The 17,781-nt window shown below is 65.4% G+C and carries 15 protein-coding genes; 5 read left to right on the top strand and 10 right to left on the bottom strand.

The annotated features are described in order from the left end of the window. From selB to fdnG, 6 genes are all read right to left on the bottom strand, one after another. On the bottom strand, positions 1 to 1,483 hold a 1,483-nt coding region (selB, locus tag G3N99_RS18075; protein ID WP_206123087.1), incomplete at its 3' end, for a selenocysteine-specific translation elongation factor. Further along, entirely contained in the window at positions 1,480 to 2,919 is a 1,440-nt protein-coding gene (gene selA / locus G3N99_RS18070) for an L-seryl-tRNA(Sec) selenium transferase (RefSeq protein ID WP_206123086.1), read from the bottom strand. The genes selB and selA, both read right to left, overlap by 4 nt. 73 nt (positions 2,920 to 2,992) lie before the next feature. Further along, positions 2,993 to 3,928 carry a formate dehydrogenase accessory protein FdhE gene (gene fdhE / locus G3N99_RS18065; RefSeq protein ID WP_206123085.1) on the bottom strand — a complete coding sequence of 312 codons (936 nt, stop codon included), beginning with the start codon at positions 3,926 to 3,928 and terminating at the stop codon, positions 2,993 to 2,995. Between the two features lie 107 nt (positions 3,929 to 4,035). Further along, positions 4,036 to 4,662, bottom strand: coding sequence for a formate dehydrogenase subunit gamma (locus G3N99_RS18060; protein ID WP_011355693.1), 627 nt, complete (start codon positions 4,660 to 4,662; stop codon positions 4,036 to 4,038). Beyond that, on the bottom strand, positions 4,659 to 5,573 hold the full coding sequence (fdxH, locus tag G3N99_RS18055; protein WP_011355694.1) for a formate dehydrogenase subunit beta: 915 nt from the start codon (positions 5,571 to 5,573) through the stop codon (positions 4,659 to 4,661). The genes G3N99_RS18060 and fdxH overlap by 4 nt, the downstream gene beginning before the upstream one ends. A gap of 10 nt (positions 5,574 to 5,583) precedes the next feature. Then, a complete protein-coding gene (gene fdnG / locus G3N99_RS18050; protein WP_174936160.1) occupies positions 5,584 to 8,655 on the bottom strand; it encodes a formate dehydrogenase-N subunit alpha in 3,072 nt (1,023 codons plus the stop codon). Between the two features lie 142 nt (positions 8,656 to 8,797). On the opposite strand from fdnG, the gene G3N99_RS18045 reads away from it, so the two are divergent. From G3N99_RS18045 to G3N99_RS18035, 3 genes are all read left to right on the top strand, one after another. Then, positions 8,798 to 9,733, top strand: a complete 936-nt coding sequence (locus G3N99_RS18045; protein WP_206123084.1) for a YihY/virulence factor BrkB family protein — start codon at positions 8,798 to 8,800, stop codon at positions 9,731 to 9,733. A 404-nt stretch (positions 9,734 to 10,137) separates the two neighbouring features. Beyond that, positions 10,138 to 11,298, top strand: a complete 1,161-nt coding sequence (locus tag G3N99_RS18040) for a porin (RefSeq protein WP_174936164.1) — start codon at positions 10,138 to 10,140, stop codon at positions 11,296 to 11,298. Positions 11,299 to 11,689: 391 nt separating this feature from the next. Continuing rightward, entirely contained in the window at positions 11,690 to 12,163 is a 474-nt protein-coding gene (locus G3N99_RS18035; protein ID WP_174936166.1) for a VOC family protein, read from the top strand. Positions 12,164 to 12,293: 130 nt separating this feature from the next. Here the strand turns inward: G3N99_RS18035 and G3N99_RS18030 are convergent, their stop codons facing one another. Beyond that, on the bottom strand, positions 12,294 to 13,106 hold the full coding sequence (locus tag G3N99_RS18030; protein WP_206123083.1) for an AadA family aminoglycoside 3''-O-nucleotidyltransferase: 813 nt from the start codon (positions 13,104 to 13,106) through the stop codon (positions 12,294 to 12,296). 279 nt (positions 13,107 to 13,385) lie between these two features. Beyond that, positions 13,386 to 13,835: an HU family DNA-binding protein gene (locus G3N99_RS18025; RefSeq protein WP_122949246.1), complete on the bottom strand. Its 450-nt coding sequence runs from the start codon at positions 13,833 to 13,835 to the stop codon at positions 13,386 to 13,388. Positions 13,836 to 14,092: 257 nt separating this feature from the next. Between G3N99_RS18025 and G3N99_RS18020 the strand changes: the two genes are divergently transcribed. After that, the gene (locus G3N99_RS18020; RefSeq protein ID WP_206123082.1) at positions 14,093 to 15,211 is read left to right on the top strand and encodes an acyltransferase; all 1,119 of its coding nucleotides are present in this window, start codon (positions 14,093 to 14,095) and stop codon (positions 15,209 to 15,211) included. Between the two features lie 392 nt (positions 15,212 to 15,603). Here the strand turns inward: G3N99_RS18020 and galU are convergent, their stop codons facing one another. After that, positions 15,604 to 16,491: a UTP--glucose-1-phosphate uridylyltransferase GalU gene (galU, locus tag G3N99_RS18015; protein WP_011548079.1), complete on the bottom strand. Its 888-nt coding sequence runs from the start codon at positions 16,489 to 16,491 to the stop codon at positions 15,604 to 15,606. 230 nt (positions 16,492 to 16,721) lie between these two features. Beyond that, complete coding sequence (locus G3N99_RS18010; RefSeq protein ID WP_006479318.1) at positions 16,722 to 16,865, bottom strand: hypothetical protein; 144 nt, start codon at positions 16,863 to 16,865, stop codon at positions 16,722 to 16,724. Between the two features lie 217 nt (positions 16,866 to 17,082). On the opposite strand from G3N99_RS18010, the gene G3N99_RS18005 reads away from it, so the two are divergent. Continuing rightward, a partial coding sequence (locus G3N99_RS18005; RefSeq protein WP_206123081.1) for an acyltransferase occupies positions 17,083 to 17,781 on the top strand: 699 nt, incomplete at its 3' end.

Here is a 17,781-nt window from a genome sequence, read left to right as displayed (position 1 = left end):
TGCGCGCGACTTCGCCGCCGGCCACCAGCGCATCGACGAGCGCGCGCCACAGCGCATCGCCGGCAAGCGGCGCAGCCATCCGGCGCAAACGTGCGGCGTCGAGCCCTTGCTCGTCGGGCATGCGCTCGTGATACGCACGCAGCGTATCGATCGCCCGCGTCTGCAACGCACGCCAGTGTGCGTGGGCAATCACCGCGCCGTCGTTCGACGCGGCGTCGCGCTGCCCGATCGCCAGCGCATCTTCCGGCAGCACCAGCGCATTCGGCGCGAAACCCGTCAGATGCGTGAGCATCGCACGCGGGATGCCGAGCGGCGCCTGCGCGAGCAGCGCATCGAGACGGCCCTCGTCGAGCCATTCGGCCAGCGCGTCGAGCCATGCGCGGCGCTGAGGCGTACGACGCTTGCGCGCCGGGCCAAACGGGTCGAGCACGCGGCCGCCGCCAACCGTGCGCGTTGCCTGCGGATTGCGAACGATGAACCGGTCACCCGGCAGCGCAAACACCGGCTCGTCGAATACCAGTTGCACGCGCATCCGCTGGCCGGCCGCGAGCGTGTCGCCGTCGAGCAGCGCGACATGCGCGACGCGATGCAGCGTGCCGAGATGCACGTGCAGCGGCGCCCAGTGCGTCAGCGTGAGCCCCGCATCCGCGAGCAGCGTCAGATCGACGTCGAGACGCGGCGACGTCGCGACGAGCCGTGCATCGGCGACGGTATCGCCGCGCTCGACATCGGCCTTGTCGACCCCGGCCAGATTCAGCGCGCAACGCTCGCCCGCGCGGCCGGCCTCGACCGGCCGGTTCTGCGCATGGATGCTGCGCACGCGCGCCGCGCCGCCCGTTCGCATGATCGCAAGCGTCTCGCCGGTCGCGACGCGGCCGGCAAACGCGGTGCCCGTCACGACGGTGCCCTGCCCCGCGAGCGTAAACACGCGATCGACCGCAAGCCGGAACAGCCCGTCGTCGCGTCGCGCGCGCCATGCGATCGCTGCATCGGCGAGGTAGCGCTTCAACGCGGCGACGCCCGGATCGTCCACGGCCGTCGCACGCGTTTCGAAAATCGGCACGCCGGCCAGCGTCGAGTCGTTCAGCCACGTGGCGATCTCGTCGCGCACTTCGGCCACACGCGCGGCGTCGACTCGATCGCACTTCGTCAGCGCGACGGCGCCATGCGTGACGCCAAGCAGTTGCAGGATCGCCAGATGCTCGCGCGTCTGCGGCATCACGCCGTCGTCGGCCGCGATCACGAGCAGCGCGAAGTCGATCCCGCATGCGCCGGCGGCCATCGTATGAATCAGCTTCTCGTGGCCCGGCACGTCGATCAGGCCGAGCACGTCGCCGTTGTCGAGCGGCGTATACGCGTAACCGAGCTCGATCGAGATGCCGCGCGCCTTCTCTTCCTTCAGGCGATCGGTATCGACGCCCGTCAGCGCGCGCGCCAGCGTCGTCTTGCCGTGGTCGATGTGTCCGGCGGTACCGACGATCATGCAGCAGGCCCCGCGAGCGGCACGCATTGCGCGACGAACGCCGCCTCGTCGGCGGCTTCGAGGCAGCGCAGGTCGAGCCGCAGCGCATTGTCGGCCACGCGGCCGATCACCGGGCGCGGCCATTCGCGCAGCCGCTTCTCGAGCTGCGCCAGCGCACGGCCGCCGCGCTTGCCGTCCGCCGTGCGTACGACGAGCCCGGCGCTCGGTAGCTGGTCGACCGGCAGCGCGCCGCTGCCGATCTGGCTGAACATCGGCTCGACCGTCACGTCGAAACCGCTGCCGAGCGCAGCCTGCAGCGCCGGACGCACGCGTTCGGCGGCGTCGGCGATCTCGCGCTGCGGGCGCGTCAGCAGGCGCAGCGTCGTGAGCCGGTCACGCAGGAACTCGGGTGACTGGTAGAGGCGCAGCACCGGCTCGAGCGCCGCGAGCGTCAGCTTGCCGACGCGCAGCGCGCGCTTGAGCGGATGCTTCTTGATCTTCGCGATCAACGCGCGATCGCCGACGATCAGGCCGGCCTGCGGCCCGCCGAGCAGCTTGTCGCCGCTGAACGTGACAACGTTTGCTCCGGCGGCAACGGTTTCCTGCACGGTCGTCTCGTGCGGCAGGCCCCATTGGGACAGATCGGCGAGCGTACCGCTGCCGAGATCGACGGCAACGGGCAGTCCGTGCTCGCGCGCAAGCGGTGCGAGTTCGGCGAGCGTCGTCTCCTTCGTGAAGCCGCTGATCGCGTAGTTGCTGCAGTGCACCTTCATCAGCAGCGCGGTGCGCGGGCCGATTGCGTCCGCGTAGTCGCGCAGATGGGTGCGGTTGGTCGTGCCGACTTCGCGCAGCCTGGCGCCCGCGCGGCTCATGATGTCGGGGATGCGGAATGCGCCGCCGATCTCGACCAGCTCGCCGCGCGACACGACGACTTCCCGCTTCGTCGCCAGCGCCGACAGCGCCAGCAGCACGGCCGCCGCATTGTTGTTGACGACGGTCGCGGCCTCCGCGCCCGTCAATTCGCACAGCAGATCGTCGATCAGGTCGTCGCGATCGCCACGGCGGCCCGTGGCGAGGTCGAATTCGAGGTTGACCGGGCGCGTGAGCACGTCGACCACCGCGCGCACCGCGTCGTCGGGCAACAGTGCGCGCCCGAGGTTCGTGTGCAGCACGGTGCCGGTCAGGTTGAACACGATGCGCACCGCGCCCGCGCTCTGCGCGGCCAGCATGCGCGTGACGGTCGCGGCGATGCGCGGCTCGTCGAGCGGTTCGGCCGCCGCCGGATCGTGTTGCGCGGCGGTACGCCAGCGGTCGAGCTCGGCACGCACAGCATTCAGCACGCGCGTGCGGCCGTAGTCCGCGATGAGCGGTTGCAACGGCGCCGACGACAGCACGCGCTCGACGGACGGCACGCGCGCCAGCACCGCATTCAGTTCATTTACACCCGGTTCGGTCACGTAGTGGTGGCTCCAGTCTCATGCTTGGCAGCGGGCCGGCGCCGGCGCTCGCGCGCCGCCCCGGCCCCTGCCGTCAATCCGCTTCCTGCGAAACATCCGGCCACAGCAGCGGGTTCGGCGAACTGCGCTGGTAACCGGCTTCGTTCATCAACAGGTCGAGCGTGAGACTTGCGAGATCGTCCGCCAGCGGCTCGAACTCGTAGTCCTTCTCCTGATAGCCGATCTTGCGATAGGTCTTGCACTCGTCGCACGATTCGGCCTTGACGGCTTCGCTGCCGCCTTCGATCCCGTGATACGCGATGCCCTTCGTCGAATCGCAGTGCGAGCACTTCGTGCGCACCATGTGCCACTCGGTCGTGCACAGCCCGCATTGCAGGAAACGGTAGCCCTGGTACTGGCCGCCGACCCGCACGACGCTCGCGACCGGATGCGTGCCGCACACCGGGCACAGCCCCGGCTGGTCGAGATACGGGACGTCGGCCGGCGCGACGCGGCTGGCGAGATCCGTCCAGACGACCTGCAGCGCGGCCATCAGGAACGGTGCGGTAGCCGGGTCGACTTCGGCGAAACGCAGCGCGAGGATCGCGTCGGCTTGCGCGTCGAGTTCGGCGGGCGCCATCAGGCGCAGCCGGTCGAGCAGCTTCGCGAGCTGCGGGTTGACGAGCCCGGCGCCGTCGACGCGGTCGAGCAGTTCGTACAGCACGGCACGCCAGCGCGGATCGCGCTCGCCGTCGAGCGCCGGCACGAGCGGCATCGAATGCTGCTGCGCACGCGCGATCGCTTCCGTCGACGGCAGCGGGAGTTCGAGTGTTTGCAGCGTCGCGTGCTGCGCATCGGCGACGGTAGCCATCAGCCGCAGGTAGCCGCTGATCGGGTTCAGGTCGGCCAGCTTGCGCAGCCGCGCGGCGCGCGCCGAGAACGCGGTGGCGCGCTCCGGCAGGCGAAAGCGCGGGATGGCCGATTGATCGAGTGCCGAGATCTCGGTCGGTTCGAGGATGCGTTGTGTCACAAAAATGTCTTCCAAATAAACAAGCGCCGACGGGTCGGCGCTTCAGGCGGTTCCGACGGCTGACGGGCCGGCCCGCCGCGATCGGCGAGCCGCCCCGCTCCGGTGCGTTATTTCACGCTTTCACGGAACCACTTCGGGTGATGCTTGCGAGCCCAGCCCAGCGTGACGGTGCCGCGCACCATCGCGCCGATCGAGCCCTTCACCCACAACGCCGCGTAAATGTGCACGATGATGCTCGCGATCAGCACGAAGGCCGCCACGGCATGCACGACAGCGGCCGCGCGGATCACCCCGATCGGGAAGTAGAACGAGAAGTAGCGCCGCCAGATCACGACTCCCGACAGCAGGAGCAGCAACAGGCACGCCACCAGCGTAAAGAATAGCAGCTTCTGTCCGGCGTTATAGCGCCCGACAGGCGGCAGCTTGTCTTCCTGGTTGGTCAGCACGTCGCCGATCTGCTTGAGCCACTGCCGGTCGTCCGCGTCGAGCGCATTGTGATGCCAGAAGCGCACCACCAGGATCGCGAACGACACGAACATCACGAGGCCGACGAACGGATGCAGGATCCGCGTCCACTGGCCGCCGCCGAACAGCGCGGTCAGCCAGAACATCGACGGATGGAACAGCGCGAGCCCGGACAGCGCGAGCAGCACGAACGTGATCGCGGTGATCCAGTGGTTCGTGCGCTCGTTCGCCGAGTAGCGGACGATCAGGTTGGGGTCGTCGTGATTCATTTCGCGTCCTCCTTGATGCGTCGCGCCTCGTCGCGCGCGGCCTGTTCCTCTTCGTCGCTCACCTCGTTCGGACCGACCCGGACGTAGTGGAAGAACCCGGCGAGCGCGGTCAGCGCGATGCCGGCCACCGCAAGCGGTTTCGCGATGCCCTTCCACAGCTTCACCATCGGGCTGATCGACGGATTGTCGGGCAGCCCGTGGTACAGCGACGGCTTATCGGCGTGGTGCAGCACGTACATCACGTGCGTGCCGCCGACGCCCTGCGGGTCGTACAGCCCCGCATGCTCGAAGCCGCGTTCCTTCAGGTCCTCGATCCGCTCGGCCGCGTGCTGCTTCATGTCCTCCTTGGTGCCGAACACGATCGCGCCCGTCGGGCAGGTCTTCACGCAGGCCGGTTCCTGGCCGACCGCGACGCGGTCGGAACAGAGCGTGCACTTGTATGCGCGATGATCCTTCTTCGAGATCCGCGGAACGTTGAACGGGCAACCGGTCACGCAATAGCCGCAACCGATGCAGTTCTCCTCGTGGAAATCGACGATCCCGTTGTTGTACTGCACGATCGCGCCCGGCGACGGACACGCCTTCAGACAGCCCGGATCCTCGCAGTGCATGCAGCCGTCCTTGCGGATCAGCCACTCGAGGTCGCCCGCCGGGTTCTCGTATTCGGAGAACCGCATGACCGTCCACGAATGCTCGGTCAGGTCGGCCGGGTTGTCGTACACGCCAACGTTGGTGCCGACTTCGTCGCGCAGGTCGTTCCACTCCATGCACGCCGTCTGGCATGCCTTGCAGCCGATGCACTTCGATACGTCGATCAGCTTCGCGACACTCCCGGTCACCGGTTCGCGCACCGTGGGCGGTGGCGTCGTGGTGGCCGAGACGCGCTTGATATCCAGCGATTGCAATGCCATCTCTTCCCCCTTACGCCTTTTCGACCTTCACCAGGAACGACTTGAATTCCGGTGTATAGGAGTTGCCGTCACCCACGGACGGAGTCAGGGTATTGGCGAGATAGCCGGGCTTCGTCAGACCCTTGAAGCCCCAGTGCAACGGGACGCCGACCGTCTGGACCTTCTTGCCGTCGACCGTCAGCGGCTTGATCCGCTTCGTGACGAGGGCGACCGCGATGATGTAGCCGCGCTTGGACGACACCTTCACGCGCTCGCCATGCGCGACGCCGACTTCCTTCGCGAGGTCTTCGCCGATCTCGACGAATTGCTCGGGCTGGATGATCGAATTCAGCCGCGCATGCTTGGTCCAGTAGTGGAAATGCTCGGTCAGCCGGTAAGTCGTCGCCACGTGCGGGAAGTCCGCCACCTTGCCGAACGACGCACGGTCGTCCGGGAACACGCGGGCAGCCGGGTTGTTCAGCGCCTGCGGGTTGTTCGGGTGCAGCGGGTTCGCGTCGAGCGGCGTCTCGAACGGCTCGTAGTGCTCGGGGAACGGACCTTCGTTCATCCCCGCCCGTGCGAAGAAGCGCGCGACGCCTTCCGGGTTCATGATGAACGGCCCCATTCCGTTTTCGGGCGATTCGTCCGCCTTGAAGTCGGGAACGTCGGCCCCCTTCCACGCGCTGCCGTTCCAGCCGATCAGCTTGCGGGTCGGGTCGAACGGCTTGCCGGCAACGTCGCACGACGCGCGGTTGTACAGGATCCGCCGGTTCGCCGGCCAGGCCCACGCCCAGTTCAGCGTCTGGCCGATGCCGGTCGGGTCGGAGTTGTCGCGCCGCCCCATCTGGTTGCCGGCCTGCGTCCATGCACCGCAGAAGATCCAGCAGCCGCTCGCGGTCGTGCCGTCGTCCTTCAGTTGCGCGAACGCGGCCAGCTGCTCGCCCTTCTTCACGAGCGTCTTGGCCGGATCCTTCGGATCGGGCTGATCGGCGAGCGCCTTCCCGTTGAACTCCATTGCAAGCTCTTCGGGCGTCGGGCTTTCCGGGTTCGCGTACGGCCAGGTCAGGTTGACGATCGGATCCGGATACTTGCCGCCGTCCGTCTGGTACATCTTGCGCATGCGCAGGAACAGCCCCGACATGATCTCGAGGTCGCTGCGCGCCTCGCCCGGCGGCTCCGCGCCCTTCCAGTGCCATTGCAGCACGCGGCTCGAACTCACGAGCGAACCGTTTTCCTCCGCAAAGCACGTGGTCGGCAGACGGAACACCTCGGTCTGGATCTTCGACGAATCGACGTCGTTGTAGTCGCCGTGATGCTTCCAGAACTCGGAAGTCTCGGTCGCGAGCGGATCCATGATCACGAGCCACTTCAGCTTCGCGAGGCCGGCTGCCGTCTTCACCTTCGACGGCGACGCCGCAAGCGGGTTGAAGCCCTGGCAGATGTAGCCGTTCATCTTGCCGGCATTCATCAGCTCGATCACCTGCAGCAGGTCGTACTGCTTGTCCAGCTTCGGCAGGTAGTCGTAGCCCCAGTTGTTCTCGGCGGTCGCCGCGTCGCCCCACCAGGATTTCATGAAGCTGACGTGGAAGGCCTTGTAGTTCTTCCAGTAGCTCAACTGGTTCGGCCGCAGCGGCAGCTGCACGCGCTTCTTGATGTAGCCGTCGAAATCCTGCTCGGCCTGCATCGGCAGCGTCATGTAGCCCGGCAGCAGGTTCGACATCAGCCCGAGGTCGGTCAACCCCTGGATGTTCGAGTGGCCGCGCAGCGCGTTCATCCCGCCGCCGGCGATGCCGATGTTGCCGAGCAGCAGCTGCACCATCGCACCGGTGCGGATGATCTGCGCGCCGATCGAGTGGTGCGTCCAGCCGAGCGCGTACAGCACCGTGCCGGCGCGGCCGGGAACGGCGGTGGTCGCGAGCATCTCGCACACCTTCAGGAACTTCTCCTTCGGCGTGCCGCAGACCTGCTGAACCATGTCCTGCGTATAGCGCGCGTAGTGCTGCTTCAGCAGGTTGTATACGCAACGCGGATGCTGCAGCGTCGGGTCGACCTTCACGAAGCCGTCGTCGCCGCGCTCGTAGTCCCAGCTCGATTTGTCCGGGTACGCGTGCTTCTCCGCGTCGTAGCCGGAATAGATGCCGTCGTTGAACGCGAAATCCTCGCGCACGATGAACGAGAAGTCCGTGTAGTTCTTCACGTACTCATGCTGGATCTTGTCGTTCGTCAGCAGATAGTTGATGACGCCGCCCAGGAAGACGATGTCGGTGCCGGTGCGGATCGGCGCGTAGTAGTCGGCCACCGAGGCCGTACGCGTAAAGCGCGGGTCGACGACGATCAGCCGCGCCTTGCGGTGCGCCTTCGCCTCCGTTACCCACTTGAAACCGCACGGATGGGCCTCGGCTGCATTGCCGCCCATCACGAGAATCACGTCCGCGTTCTTGATGTCGACCCAATGGTTCGTCATCGCTCCACGGCCAAACGTCGGGGCAAGACCTGCCACCGTCGGGCCATGTCAGACACGCGCCTGATTGTCGAATGCGAGCATCCCGAGACTGCGGATCGTCTTGTGCGTCAGGTAGCCGACCTCGTTGCTGCCCGCCGATGCGGCCAGCATGCCGGTGGTCAGCCAGCGGTTGACCTTCGCACCGTCTTCCGCCGTCTCGACGAAGTTCGCGTCGCGGTCGGCCTTCATCAGCTTCGCGATGCGGTCGAGCGCGTCATTCCACGAGATCGGTTCCCACTTGTCCGAGCCGGGCGCACGATACTCGGGGTGCGTCAGGCGGCTCGGGCTGTGGATGAAGTCGATCAGGCTCGCGCCCTTCGGGCACAGCGTGCCGCGATTGACGGGATGGTCGGGATCGCCTTCGATGTGGATGATGCTCGGCTGGGCGTTTTTCGCGCCGTCTCCGAGGCTGTACATCAGGATGCCGCAACCCACTGAACAGTAAGGACAGGTGTTGCGCGTTTCAACGGTGCGCGCCAGCTTGTACTGTCGGACTTCGGCGAGCGCTTCGGATGGAGAGAAGCCCATCAGGGCTAGACTCGATCCGGCAAGCGACGTAGCCGTCACCTTCAGGAACTGGCGCCGGGACATTTGTAGCATGGCTGGTCTCGGCGTTATTGTGGGGGTGGGGAAACTGAAAGGAATTATAGACAGTTCGCGCAACTATGTTCGAATCCTCGGATCAATACTGAATTGTCTGATTACCAACGATGATCCGCGTTCCGCGCGCCACCGAACCGTCATGAAACGACAGATCACCTCCGAAGCCACCCGTCTCGCGCAACAACAGGCCAACTGGGCCCTCACCGCGTTCAGGCGCTTCTCGTCCGACCGCTGCTCCGCCATGGCCGCGGGCATCGCATTTTTCTCCGCGTTCTCGCTCGCGCCGATGCTCGTGATGGTGATTGCCGTGGCCGGCTGGTTCTACGGCGACGATGCCGCGCGCGGCCAGGTGTTCGAACAGGCACACCAGCTGATCGGCGACGACGCGGCGGCCAGCATCCAGACGATCGTGCAGAACGCGCACCGCGCGGGCGAGCGCGGCGGCCTGGCCACCCTGATCTCGTTCGCCGCGCTCGCGATCGGCGCGTCGGCCACCTTCGCATCGCTCAGCGCCGCGCTCAGCGTGATCTGGCCGGCCACCGAGAACCGCTGGTCGAGCATGCTCGGGCTCGTGCGCGTGCGGCTGATCTCGTTCGGACTCGTGCTCGGCGTCGCGTTCCTGCTGATCGTGTCGCTCGTGCTCGACACCGCAATCACGTTCGTCGGCACCTGGCTGCTGGGCAATTCGCCGTATGTGATCGTCACGAACCTCGTGCAGTTCTTCGTCGGCATCGCGGTGCTGGCGGGCGCGTTCGCCTCGTTGATGAAGTTCCTGCCCGATGCGCGCGTCGCGTGGCGCGATGCGGCGATCGGCGGCGTCGTGTCCGCGATCCTGTTCTCCGGCGGCAAGAAACTGTTCGCGCTGTACCTCGCGCACGCAGGCACCGCAAGTGCATTCGGTGCAGCCGGATCGTTCGCGGTCCTGCTGATGTGGCTGTACTTCTCCGCGATCGTGCTGCTGCTCGGCGCGGAATTCGCGGCAGCCCGCGGCAACGCGCATCGGCTCGCGGGTACCGCCGCGCCGAGCGCTTCTGCGCAAACCGATCGCCCCACCGATCGCATGCACGACGACTGAATCGTCCCGCCCTCGACATCGCGGCACGCCCCCGCATACGCGTCCGCCGCTTTGCAACCACGCTGTCCAAAACGCATTCGCGTGGCATTGACACGTTCTTTGCATACGCGTGCATTCGTTGCCGCAACCGCAAACGTTTGCAAGCTTCCGTTTCCGTGCGCCAACGGGCCGAAACAGGCTTCCTGCTGCGATGCGCACCAACTATCGAAACAATCGCACCGCAGCAAATGTCAACTTTTTCAAAAACAGAAACAGTCGTTAATGTGCTTGATATATATAGACTTTTTCTCGCTGTTACCTTTTCGAGACACTTTATTTTTTAAGCTTTCTTGCGTCGATGGCACTGAGCTATTCTCCAATCCGCAACAAATAACGATGAATCACTTGCGTGGAGATACTCAACGATGAAGAAACTCGCTCTCTCGACCCTCTCGCTCGCCCTGCTGGGCGCCGCTGGCGCTGCTCACGCTCAATCGAGCGTGACGCTGTACGGCGTGATCGACACGTCGATCGCCTACGTCCACGGCAATAACGGCCAAGGTAACAACTCGTGGCAAATGCTGTCGGGCAACCTGCAAGGCAGCCGCTTCGGCCTGAAAGGTGCTGAAGACCTCGGCGGTGGCCTGAAGGCGATCTTCCAGTTGGAAAACGGTTTTGATCCGGGCACGGGCCACCTGAACCAGGGCGGTCGCATGTTCGGCCGTCAGGCATTCGTCGGCCTCGAAAGCAACCAATACGGCACGCTGACGCTCGGCCGCCAGTACGACCCGCTGGTCGACCTGGTCCAGGCAGTCACGGCAGACAACTACTTCGGCAGCACGTTCGCAACGCCGGGCGACGTCGACAACAACGACAACAGCCTGCGCGTGAGCAACGCGATCAAGTACACGTCGCCGGTGTTCGCAGGCTTCCAGGTCGAAGGCATGTACGCCCTCGGCGGCGTGGCAGGCAAGACGGGCGCTGGCCAAACGTGGTCGGTCGCAGCTGCATACAACAACGGCCCGGTCGGCGTTGCTGCAGGCTACTTCTACGCGAACAACCCGTCGCCGACGGCCGCCGGCCTGCGCTCGGGCTGGGGTTCGACGACGTCGGACAACATCGTCGACGGCCCGATCAACGCGGCTTACGTGACGGCGAAGTCGATCGCGATCGCACAGGTTGCAGGTCAGTACGTGATCGGCCCGGTGACGGTCGGCCTCGGCTACAGCAACGCGCAGTACAAGCCGGACGCATTCTCGGGCTTCGGCTCGACCCAGAAGTACAACACGGGTCGTGGCTTCGTAACGTACCAGGTCACGCCGCCGCTGCTGCTGGGTCTCGGCTACTCGTACACGAAGGCAAGCGGCAATACCGATGCCAAGTACCATCAGGTTTCGATCGGCGGCGACTACTCGCTGTCGAAGCGCACGGACGTCTACCTGGTTGGCGCTTATCAGCACGCAAGCGGTACGCAACTCAACACCGACGGCACGACGTCGGCAGCGCAAGCTTCGATCGGCTCGTACGGCATCGCCGGCACGAAGTCGCAAGAGCTGGTCGCACTCGGCCTGCGCCACAAGTTCTAAAAACGACGTATCCGGCGTGCATGGCGTCTTCGGACGCCTTGCCGCCGAACTGGAAAGCCAGTCATCGGTTTCGGCCGTGGCTGGCTTTTTTTTCGTCCATCGCCAACAGGCCGGCATGGCCCGCCCGCGCCGACGGCCGACACCCGGGCACCCGATGCACGTCACCCGCCCGGCAGCGGCGCCTGGCGGCTGCAATGCGCCGGCAACCCGATTTCCTGATGCAGGGCGCCCTCGCCATGTGCACGCCGGACGACTACCATCCGCACTGTCGGTGCCATGGATCCGGTGCGACGGCCGTTCGCCCCGGCGTGTCGATTTCGACCGTCTTCATTCGTCGTATCGAGGTCGGCACGCGATTTGCGCCCCGGCCAATACAGACAGGAGATACGCCATGACGATTCAGAAGATCACGCCTTTCCTCTGGTACGCGGCGGAAGCCGAAGAAGCCGCCGCCTTCTATGCGGGCATCTTTCCGGATTCGCGCGTCGTGCGCGTCACCGCGGTGCCCGGCACCGACGGCACGCGGATGGTCGAGTTCGAGCTGTTCGGGCAGCCGTTCTTCGCGATGAGCCACCCGCGCACCGACACGTTCAACCACGCGATCTCGCTGCTGGTCAGCTGCGCCGACCAGGCGGAACTCGACCGCTACTGGAACGCCCTGCTCGACAACGGCGGCACGGCCGACGCCTGCGGCTGGCTGAGAGACCGCTACGGCGTCTCGTGGCAGATCGTTCCGGAAACGCTGATCCCGATGGTGTCCGACCGGGACACGGTCAAGGCCACGCGCGTGGCCGCCGCGATGATGCAGATGATCAAGCTCGACGACGCCGCACTGAAAGCCGCCTACGCCGGGACGGCCGGCTGACGAAACAGCACGTCGCACCGCGCGTGCGCGATGACGCGCCAGGCCGCCGACAGGCGTCCGGCTCGACCGCATGCGCGTGCGGCTGCCGCGCAAATGCCGATGATCTCCATCGGCGTCGCCCTCGAGCCGATCACGTGCGCGGCATCTGCCGCTGCGTCGACAGCATCGATTCGACCGTTCGCCGCGCGTAGCCGATGAATGCAGCGAGGGGTTCCCCCGACAGGACCGCCGCATCTTCCGCGCCGCCGAGATAGGCGGCACGCGCCGCCGCGACAACCAGCCGGTATGTTTCCGGCAGGCGCTCCAGCACCCATGTCGCGGCGACGTCCTTGGGCGCGATCCTGCCGGTCGCGGCGCTGTACCAGATGCGCGCGAGTGCGAGCACCACGTTGCACTCGTCGCCGCGCCAGTCCGGTTCGGCATTCCACTGCGCAACGGTGGCCAACAGCGCGGCGACAAAATCCCGTGCGGGCACTTGCTCGAAAAGCGCGACCGCCGGCAAGCCGGCCAGCACGACACTGTGCTGTCGCACCTTCGTCAGCAGGATCGCCAGATCGTGATCGACGAGCGCCGGCTCGACAACGCCGGCTTCGAGGTCGCGACGCAGCCACTCGCCGAACTGCAGTTCGCGCCGCGCCGGGTGACGCCACGGCACGACTTCGTCGTGCGCGACGACGGTCACTTCCAGCGCGCGCATGCCGTCGGTGCGACCGGGCGGCGCCGACACGGCGAGCAGGTCGAGCATCAACGCGCGTCGCGTCGGCTCGTCGGGGCGGGTCGACACCGTCACCAGCAGGTCGACGTCGCTGCGTGGTTTCAGCCCGCCGTCGAGCGCCGATCCGAACAGGTGGATCGCCTTCAGCGTCGCGCCGAGATGCCGGTCGATCGTGTTGCACGCCGCGGCGGCCTGGGCTGCGATTTCGTCGGGAATGAATTCAGTCACGATGCGTGAGCCACGCGATGCGCACGCAACCGCCGCGGCGAGCGCGACGGGCAGATGCGGATCCGCTGCATGCGCGAAAGAGGATTGCCGTTCGTCATCGCGCGTGCGCGACGCGTCTTCCGTCGTGCGTCACGCGTCGAATCGAACCTTCCGCCATTTCGCTGCTTTGCTGCCGTGCGATTTGCGCAGCGCAATAAAAATCCCCGCACGCTTTCGCGTACGGGGATCGTCGGACATCGCAACGGCTGCCGACTTGCATTCGGCAACCGCTGCGCGGCATTACGCTGCCGCGTCCTTCAGCTTCTTCAGCGCACGTGCCTTCACGCGCACGCTGGCCGGCTTCGCCGGGAACCAACGCTCTTCGCCCGTGAACGGATCCTTGCCGAAGCGCTTCTTCTTCGCCGGCACGACTTGTGCCGTGATCTTCAGCAGACCCGGCAGCGTGAACTCGCCCGCGCCCTTCTTGTGGACCGAGCCCAGCACGACGTTCTCGAGTGCGACGAGCACTGCCTTGACAGCCTTCACTTCGACAGCTGCGCGCTCAGCGATGTGCGTTGCGAGCGATGCCTTCGTGAACTTGTCCTTCAGCGGCGTCGGAGCAGCCGGTGCCGCCTTCGCGACAACCTTCTTGGCCACTACTTTCTTCGCGGGCGCAGCCTTTTTGGCAGCCACTTTCTTGGTGACCGGTGCGGCAGCCTTCTTGGCCACCTTTTTTGCGGAAGTCGCCATGTTTCTCCTACCAGGTGTGGTCGTTGGATACACGAAGCGTGCAACGCGCGCGCTTCAACGCCGGATTCTACAAGCGCCTTGACGCTTCGTGCAGTACTTTTATGCGTTTTCGCGGGGTTTCCCGCAGGTTTTTTTGCATGCGACCGATTTCATCGACGCTCCAGCATCAAAAAACGCCTTCACGTAGGCACCCGAATGCGAATTACGTTCGATATTTGCGCACCTATACTGGGCTCGCTCAATGCCCGGATGCCTCCATGCGCGAAGCCAGATACGTCAAAGGACTCGACGGCCTGCGAGCCCTCGCCGTCATCCTCGTTTTCCTGTCCCACAAGGGCCACGTCCTTGCCGTCGACGTCGGCAAGCTTGGCGTGTGGACGTTTTTCCTCATCAGCGGATTCCTGATCGTCGGCGAGCTGCATCGCAACCGCCAGGCGGTCGAGTGCGGCACCATGACGCGCCGCCATGCGCTCGCGCTGTTCCTCGCGAAGCGCGCGCTGCGGATCTTTCCCGTCTATTACCTGTTGCTCGCCGCGCTCGCGATCGCGCACGCGCTGTTCTACCAGCGCGGCGTCAATCTCGGGCTCGCGTGGCACGCGGTGTTCCTGTCGAATTACTGGATCGGCGTCGTCAAGGATGGCTGGCCGGGCTCCACGTCGCACTTCTGGAGCCTCGCGGTTGAACAGCAGTTCTATCTGATCGCGCCGCTCGCGCTGCTCGCGGTGCCCGCCGCGCGACACGTCGCGCTCGGCATCGCGGCCGTCGTGCTGTGCGCGCTCGCGCATCTCGCGCTCTACCTGTCCGACGCGTCGCCGGTGCTGATCTACGCATTTTCCCCGTGGAATTTCGCGCTGATCGCGCTCGGCGGCGTCGGCGCGATGGCGCTCGCCGATCGCGGCACGGCCGTCGTGCGCCGCGTTCCACCCGGCTGGCTCGGCGCGGCAGGCGTCGTGTTCTTCCTCGCGCTGCCCGCCTGCACGGCGTTGCCCGACGCGATCGCGGCGCTCGCGGATCTCGGCCTGTCCGCGTCGCTCGGCGCGCTGCTGCTGTGGATCGTCAGCGAGCCCGAGCATCCGGTCGTGGCGCTGCTCGACTGGGCGCCGCTCGTCTATCTCGGCACGATCAGCTACGGCTTCTACCTGTTCCACAACCTGATTCCGACGCGTTTCGGCGTGCTGCCCACGCACGTTGCGCACGTGGCCGTACCGGAAATCGTCCGCGACACGCTGCCCGAAATGCTGCAGTTCGCGCTCGCCGTGCTGCTCGCGCACCTGTCCTGGCGCTATCTCGAAAAGCGGCTGCTCGATTTCAAGAAGCCGGTTACCGCGATGCTGGCCCGGCATTTCGTCGCGCGGCCGAGCACGTCGGCGCGTTGAACACCGCACGGATGCGGCAACGATCGAGCGGAAAAAACGCGATTCTGGCCACACGCGGAAGCTGACACCCGGCGAACGAGACGCGGCGTCGCGTCATCGACCGGCGCCGACAGAATCCGTGCGGTCACGACTGTCGATGCGCATCGCGCAACCGGACCGCCGATCCGGTCGATCGCCGCGGCACCGGTTTCAGACGTGGCGCCCATTCCAGTCAGAGCGCCCCGCTCCGCACGCGGCACCGCCCGCGAAGCCAACCCGTCACACTTCAAGCTCGCCGACAACGCGCCCCGCGATCACGCACCCGGCACCCGCAAACGCAAAAAAGCCCCGGCGCGCGAGCGGCCGGGGCCAACGGAACAACCACCACCTGAAACAACGGAGCGCGCGGCTGCTTAGGCGACAGCAGCCAGCGCGGGCAAACAGGTACGCAGATAGGCCTCGAATTCGCGGCTCACTTCCGGATGCTGGAGCGCGAGTTCAACGGTGGCCTTGAGATAGCCGATCTTGCTGCCGCAGTCGAAGCGCGTGCCGTAGTAGCGGTACGCAAGCACCTGCTCGTTCGCGAGCAGCGACTGGACCGCATCGGTCAGCTGCAGCTCGCCGCCGGCGCCCGGCTTGAGCTTGCGCAGGTGATCGAAGATCGTTGGCATGAACACGTAGCGGCCGACCACGCCGAGATTCGACGGCGCATCTTCCGGCGCCGGCTTCTCGATGATGCCCGACAGCTTGATGATGTCCTCTTCCCATTCGCGGCCTTCGACGACGCCGTACGAGCGGCTGTCCTCGCGCGGAATCGTCTCGACCCCGATCACCGAGCTGTGATAGTGGTCGAACACGTCGACCAGCTGCTTCAGCACCGGCTGTTCGCCATGCAGCAGGTCGTCGGCGAGGATCACCGCGAACGGCTCGCCGTGCACCAGCTTCTCCGCGCACAGCACCGCGTGGCCGAGACCGAGCGCTTCCGGCTGACGCACGTAGAAGCAGTTCACATGGCTCGGCTTGATGCCGCGCACGAGCTCGAGCAGCTTTTCCTTGCCGCGCGCCTCGAGCTCGGCCTCGATCTCGTAGGACTTGTCGAAGTGATCCTCGATCGCGCGCTTGCTGCGCCCGGTGACGAAGATCATCTCGGTGATACCTGCGTTGATCGCTTCCTCGACCGCGTACTGAATCAGCGGCTTGTCGACGACGGGCAACATTTCCTTCGGGCTCGCCTTCGTTGCCGGGAGGAACCGCGTGCCGAGACCGGCAACGGGGAACACGGCCTTGGTGACTTTCAACATGTTCGCATCCTGATTGCGTTGACTGCGCCGCGTCGACCAGCGACCCGGCGCGATTGTGTTCCGAACGGCATATCGAGAATCGACGGTACTGCCAATTCGACTCCGCTCATTTTCGATATGGACGATTGCCCAATGATTCCGGAAAAAAATATAATCCTTTCAACCCGGTCGATATTGCCGAGCCGAGTGCCGAAGCAGAAACAAATTACCGATTTTCCAGATACAAATTCTTACGATTCGAATTCCTCGATATAGGGCACGCCGCCCCGTTCGAGACCCGGGCGAATCGGTTCGTTCTTCAGCGCCTCGCGGTACGCCGACAGCACGGCCATGACCAGCAGTACTGCAGCGCTCGCGATCCAATGCATGTCCATCTTGCCGCTCCTTGCATCAATCAACTGGAGCTTCAAACTATCAGAAAAAAATCGGTAAATAATTGACCCGCCTCGCGGAAACGCTTTCTGAACGCGATAAAACCATGATGTGGAATTCCGATATTTCCCGACGAGATTTTTTTATTCATTGATCGAATTCTTGCGCATTACGATTGGATGAAACTTCCCGTCCATCCGTCGCAAGGAATCGAATCGCATGCAAGCTTTCAGCGGATCGTCTCTGACCGCGCCGCCCGCCGCCGATCACAAGGAACACGTGATCGACGCGATGCGCGGCTTCGCGGCGCTGCTCGTCGCCTATTTCCACTGCCGTCAGGTCGTCTGGGTCGGCATGCAGAGCTTCCATCACGCTTACGGCCATGCGCTGACCCCGGGCGCGATCGCCGGCTACCTGACCTTCCCGTTCGCGTGGGGCTCCGCCGGCGTGCCGATCTTCTTCGTGATCAGCGGCTACTGCATCCACCGCAACGCGGCGCTCAAGCTCGCGACCGATCCCGCGTACCGGCTCGACGCGCCGAACTTCTGGGTGCGCCGGTTCGCGCGCATCTACCCGGTGCTGCTCGCCGCGCTGCTGTTCACGCTCGCGCTCGACTCGGTCAGCCTGCAGATCGAGCCCGTCAGCCACAAGATCCGCGACGTCGGCCTCGTCGCGTTCCTCGTGAACCTGTTCTCGCTGCAGGGCGTCGCCGGCTACACGTACGGGTCGAACGGCGCGCTGTGGACGCTGTCGCTCGAAGTGCAGTTCTACGCGATCTACCCGCTGCTGTTCGCGATCCGCCGGCGCATCGGCATGCCGGCGGTCGTGGCCGCGATCGCGCTCGTCAACGTCGCGTCGGCGTGGCTGCTCGAACGGCACGACCTGCAGTTCTTCACGTCGTACTGGCTGTCCTGGACG

Origin of the sequence: Burkholderia sp. Ac-20392 (assembly GCF_017104585.1) — a bacterium.
GTDB classification, from domain to species: Bacteria; Pseudomonadota; Gammaproteobacteria; order Burkholderiales; family Burkholderiaceae; genus Burkholderia; species Burkholderia lata.
Note: the sequence above shows the minus strand (reverse complement) of the source record. Positions and strands in the feature narration are given on the sequence as shown.

Bases quoted from the DNA above. Each gene is read 5' to 3' on its own strand.
- G3N99_RS18035 (WP_174936166.1), top strand. From the start codon at position 11,690: ATGACGATTCAGAAGATCACGCCTTTCCTCTGGTACGCGGCGGAAGCC.
- G3N99_RS18020 (WP_206123082.1), top strand. From the start codon at position 14,093: ATGCGCGAAGCCAGATACGTCAAAGGACTCGACGGCCTGCGAGCCCTC.
- G3N99_RS18040 (WP_174936164.1), top strand. From the start codon at position 10,138: ATGAAGAAACTCGCTCTCTCGACCCTCTCGCTCGCCCTGCTGGGCGCC.
- G3N99_RS18045 (WP_206123084.1), top strand. From the start codon at position 8,798: ATGAAACGACAGATCACCTCCGAAGCCACCCGTCTCGCGCAACAACAG.
- G3N99_RS18010 (WP_006479318.1), bottom strand. From the start codon at position 16,865: ATGGACATGCATTGGATCGCGAGCGCTGCAGTACTGCTGGTCATGGCC.
- G3N99_RS18025 (WP_122949246.1), bottom strand. From the start codon at position 13,835: ATGGCGACTTCCGCAAAAAAGGTGGCCAAGAAGGCTGCCGCACCGGTC.
- fdxH (WP_011355694.1), bottom strand. From the start codon at position 5,573: ATGGCATTGCAATCGCTGGATATCAAGCGCGTCTCGGCCACCACGACG.
- galU (WP_011548079.1), bottom strand. From the start codon at position 16,491: ATGTTGAAAGTCACCAAGGCCGTGTTCCCCGTTGCCGGTCTCGGCACG.
- G3N99_RS18060 (WP_011355693.1), bottom strand. From the start codon at position 4,662: ATGAATCACGACGACCCCAACCTGATCGTCCGCTACTCGGCGAACGAG.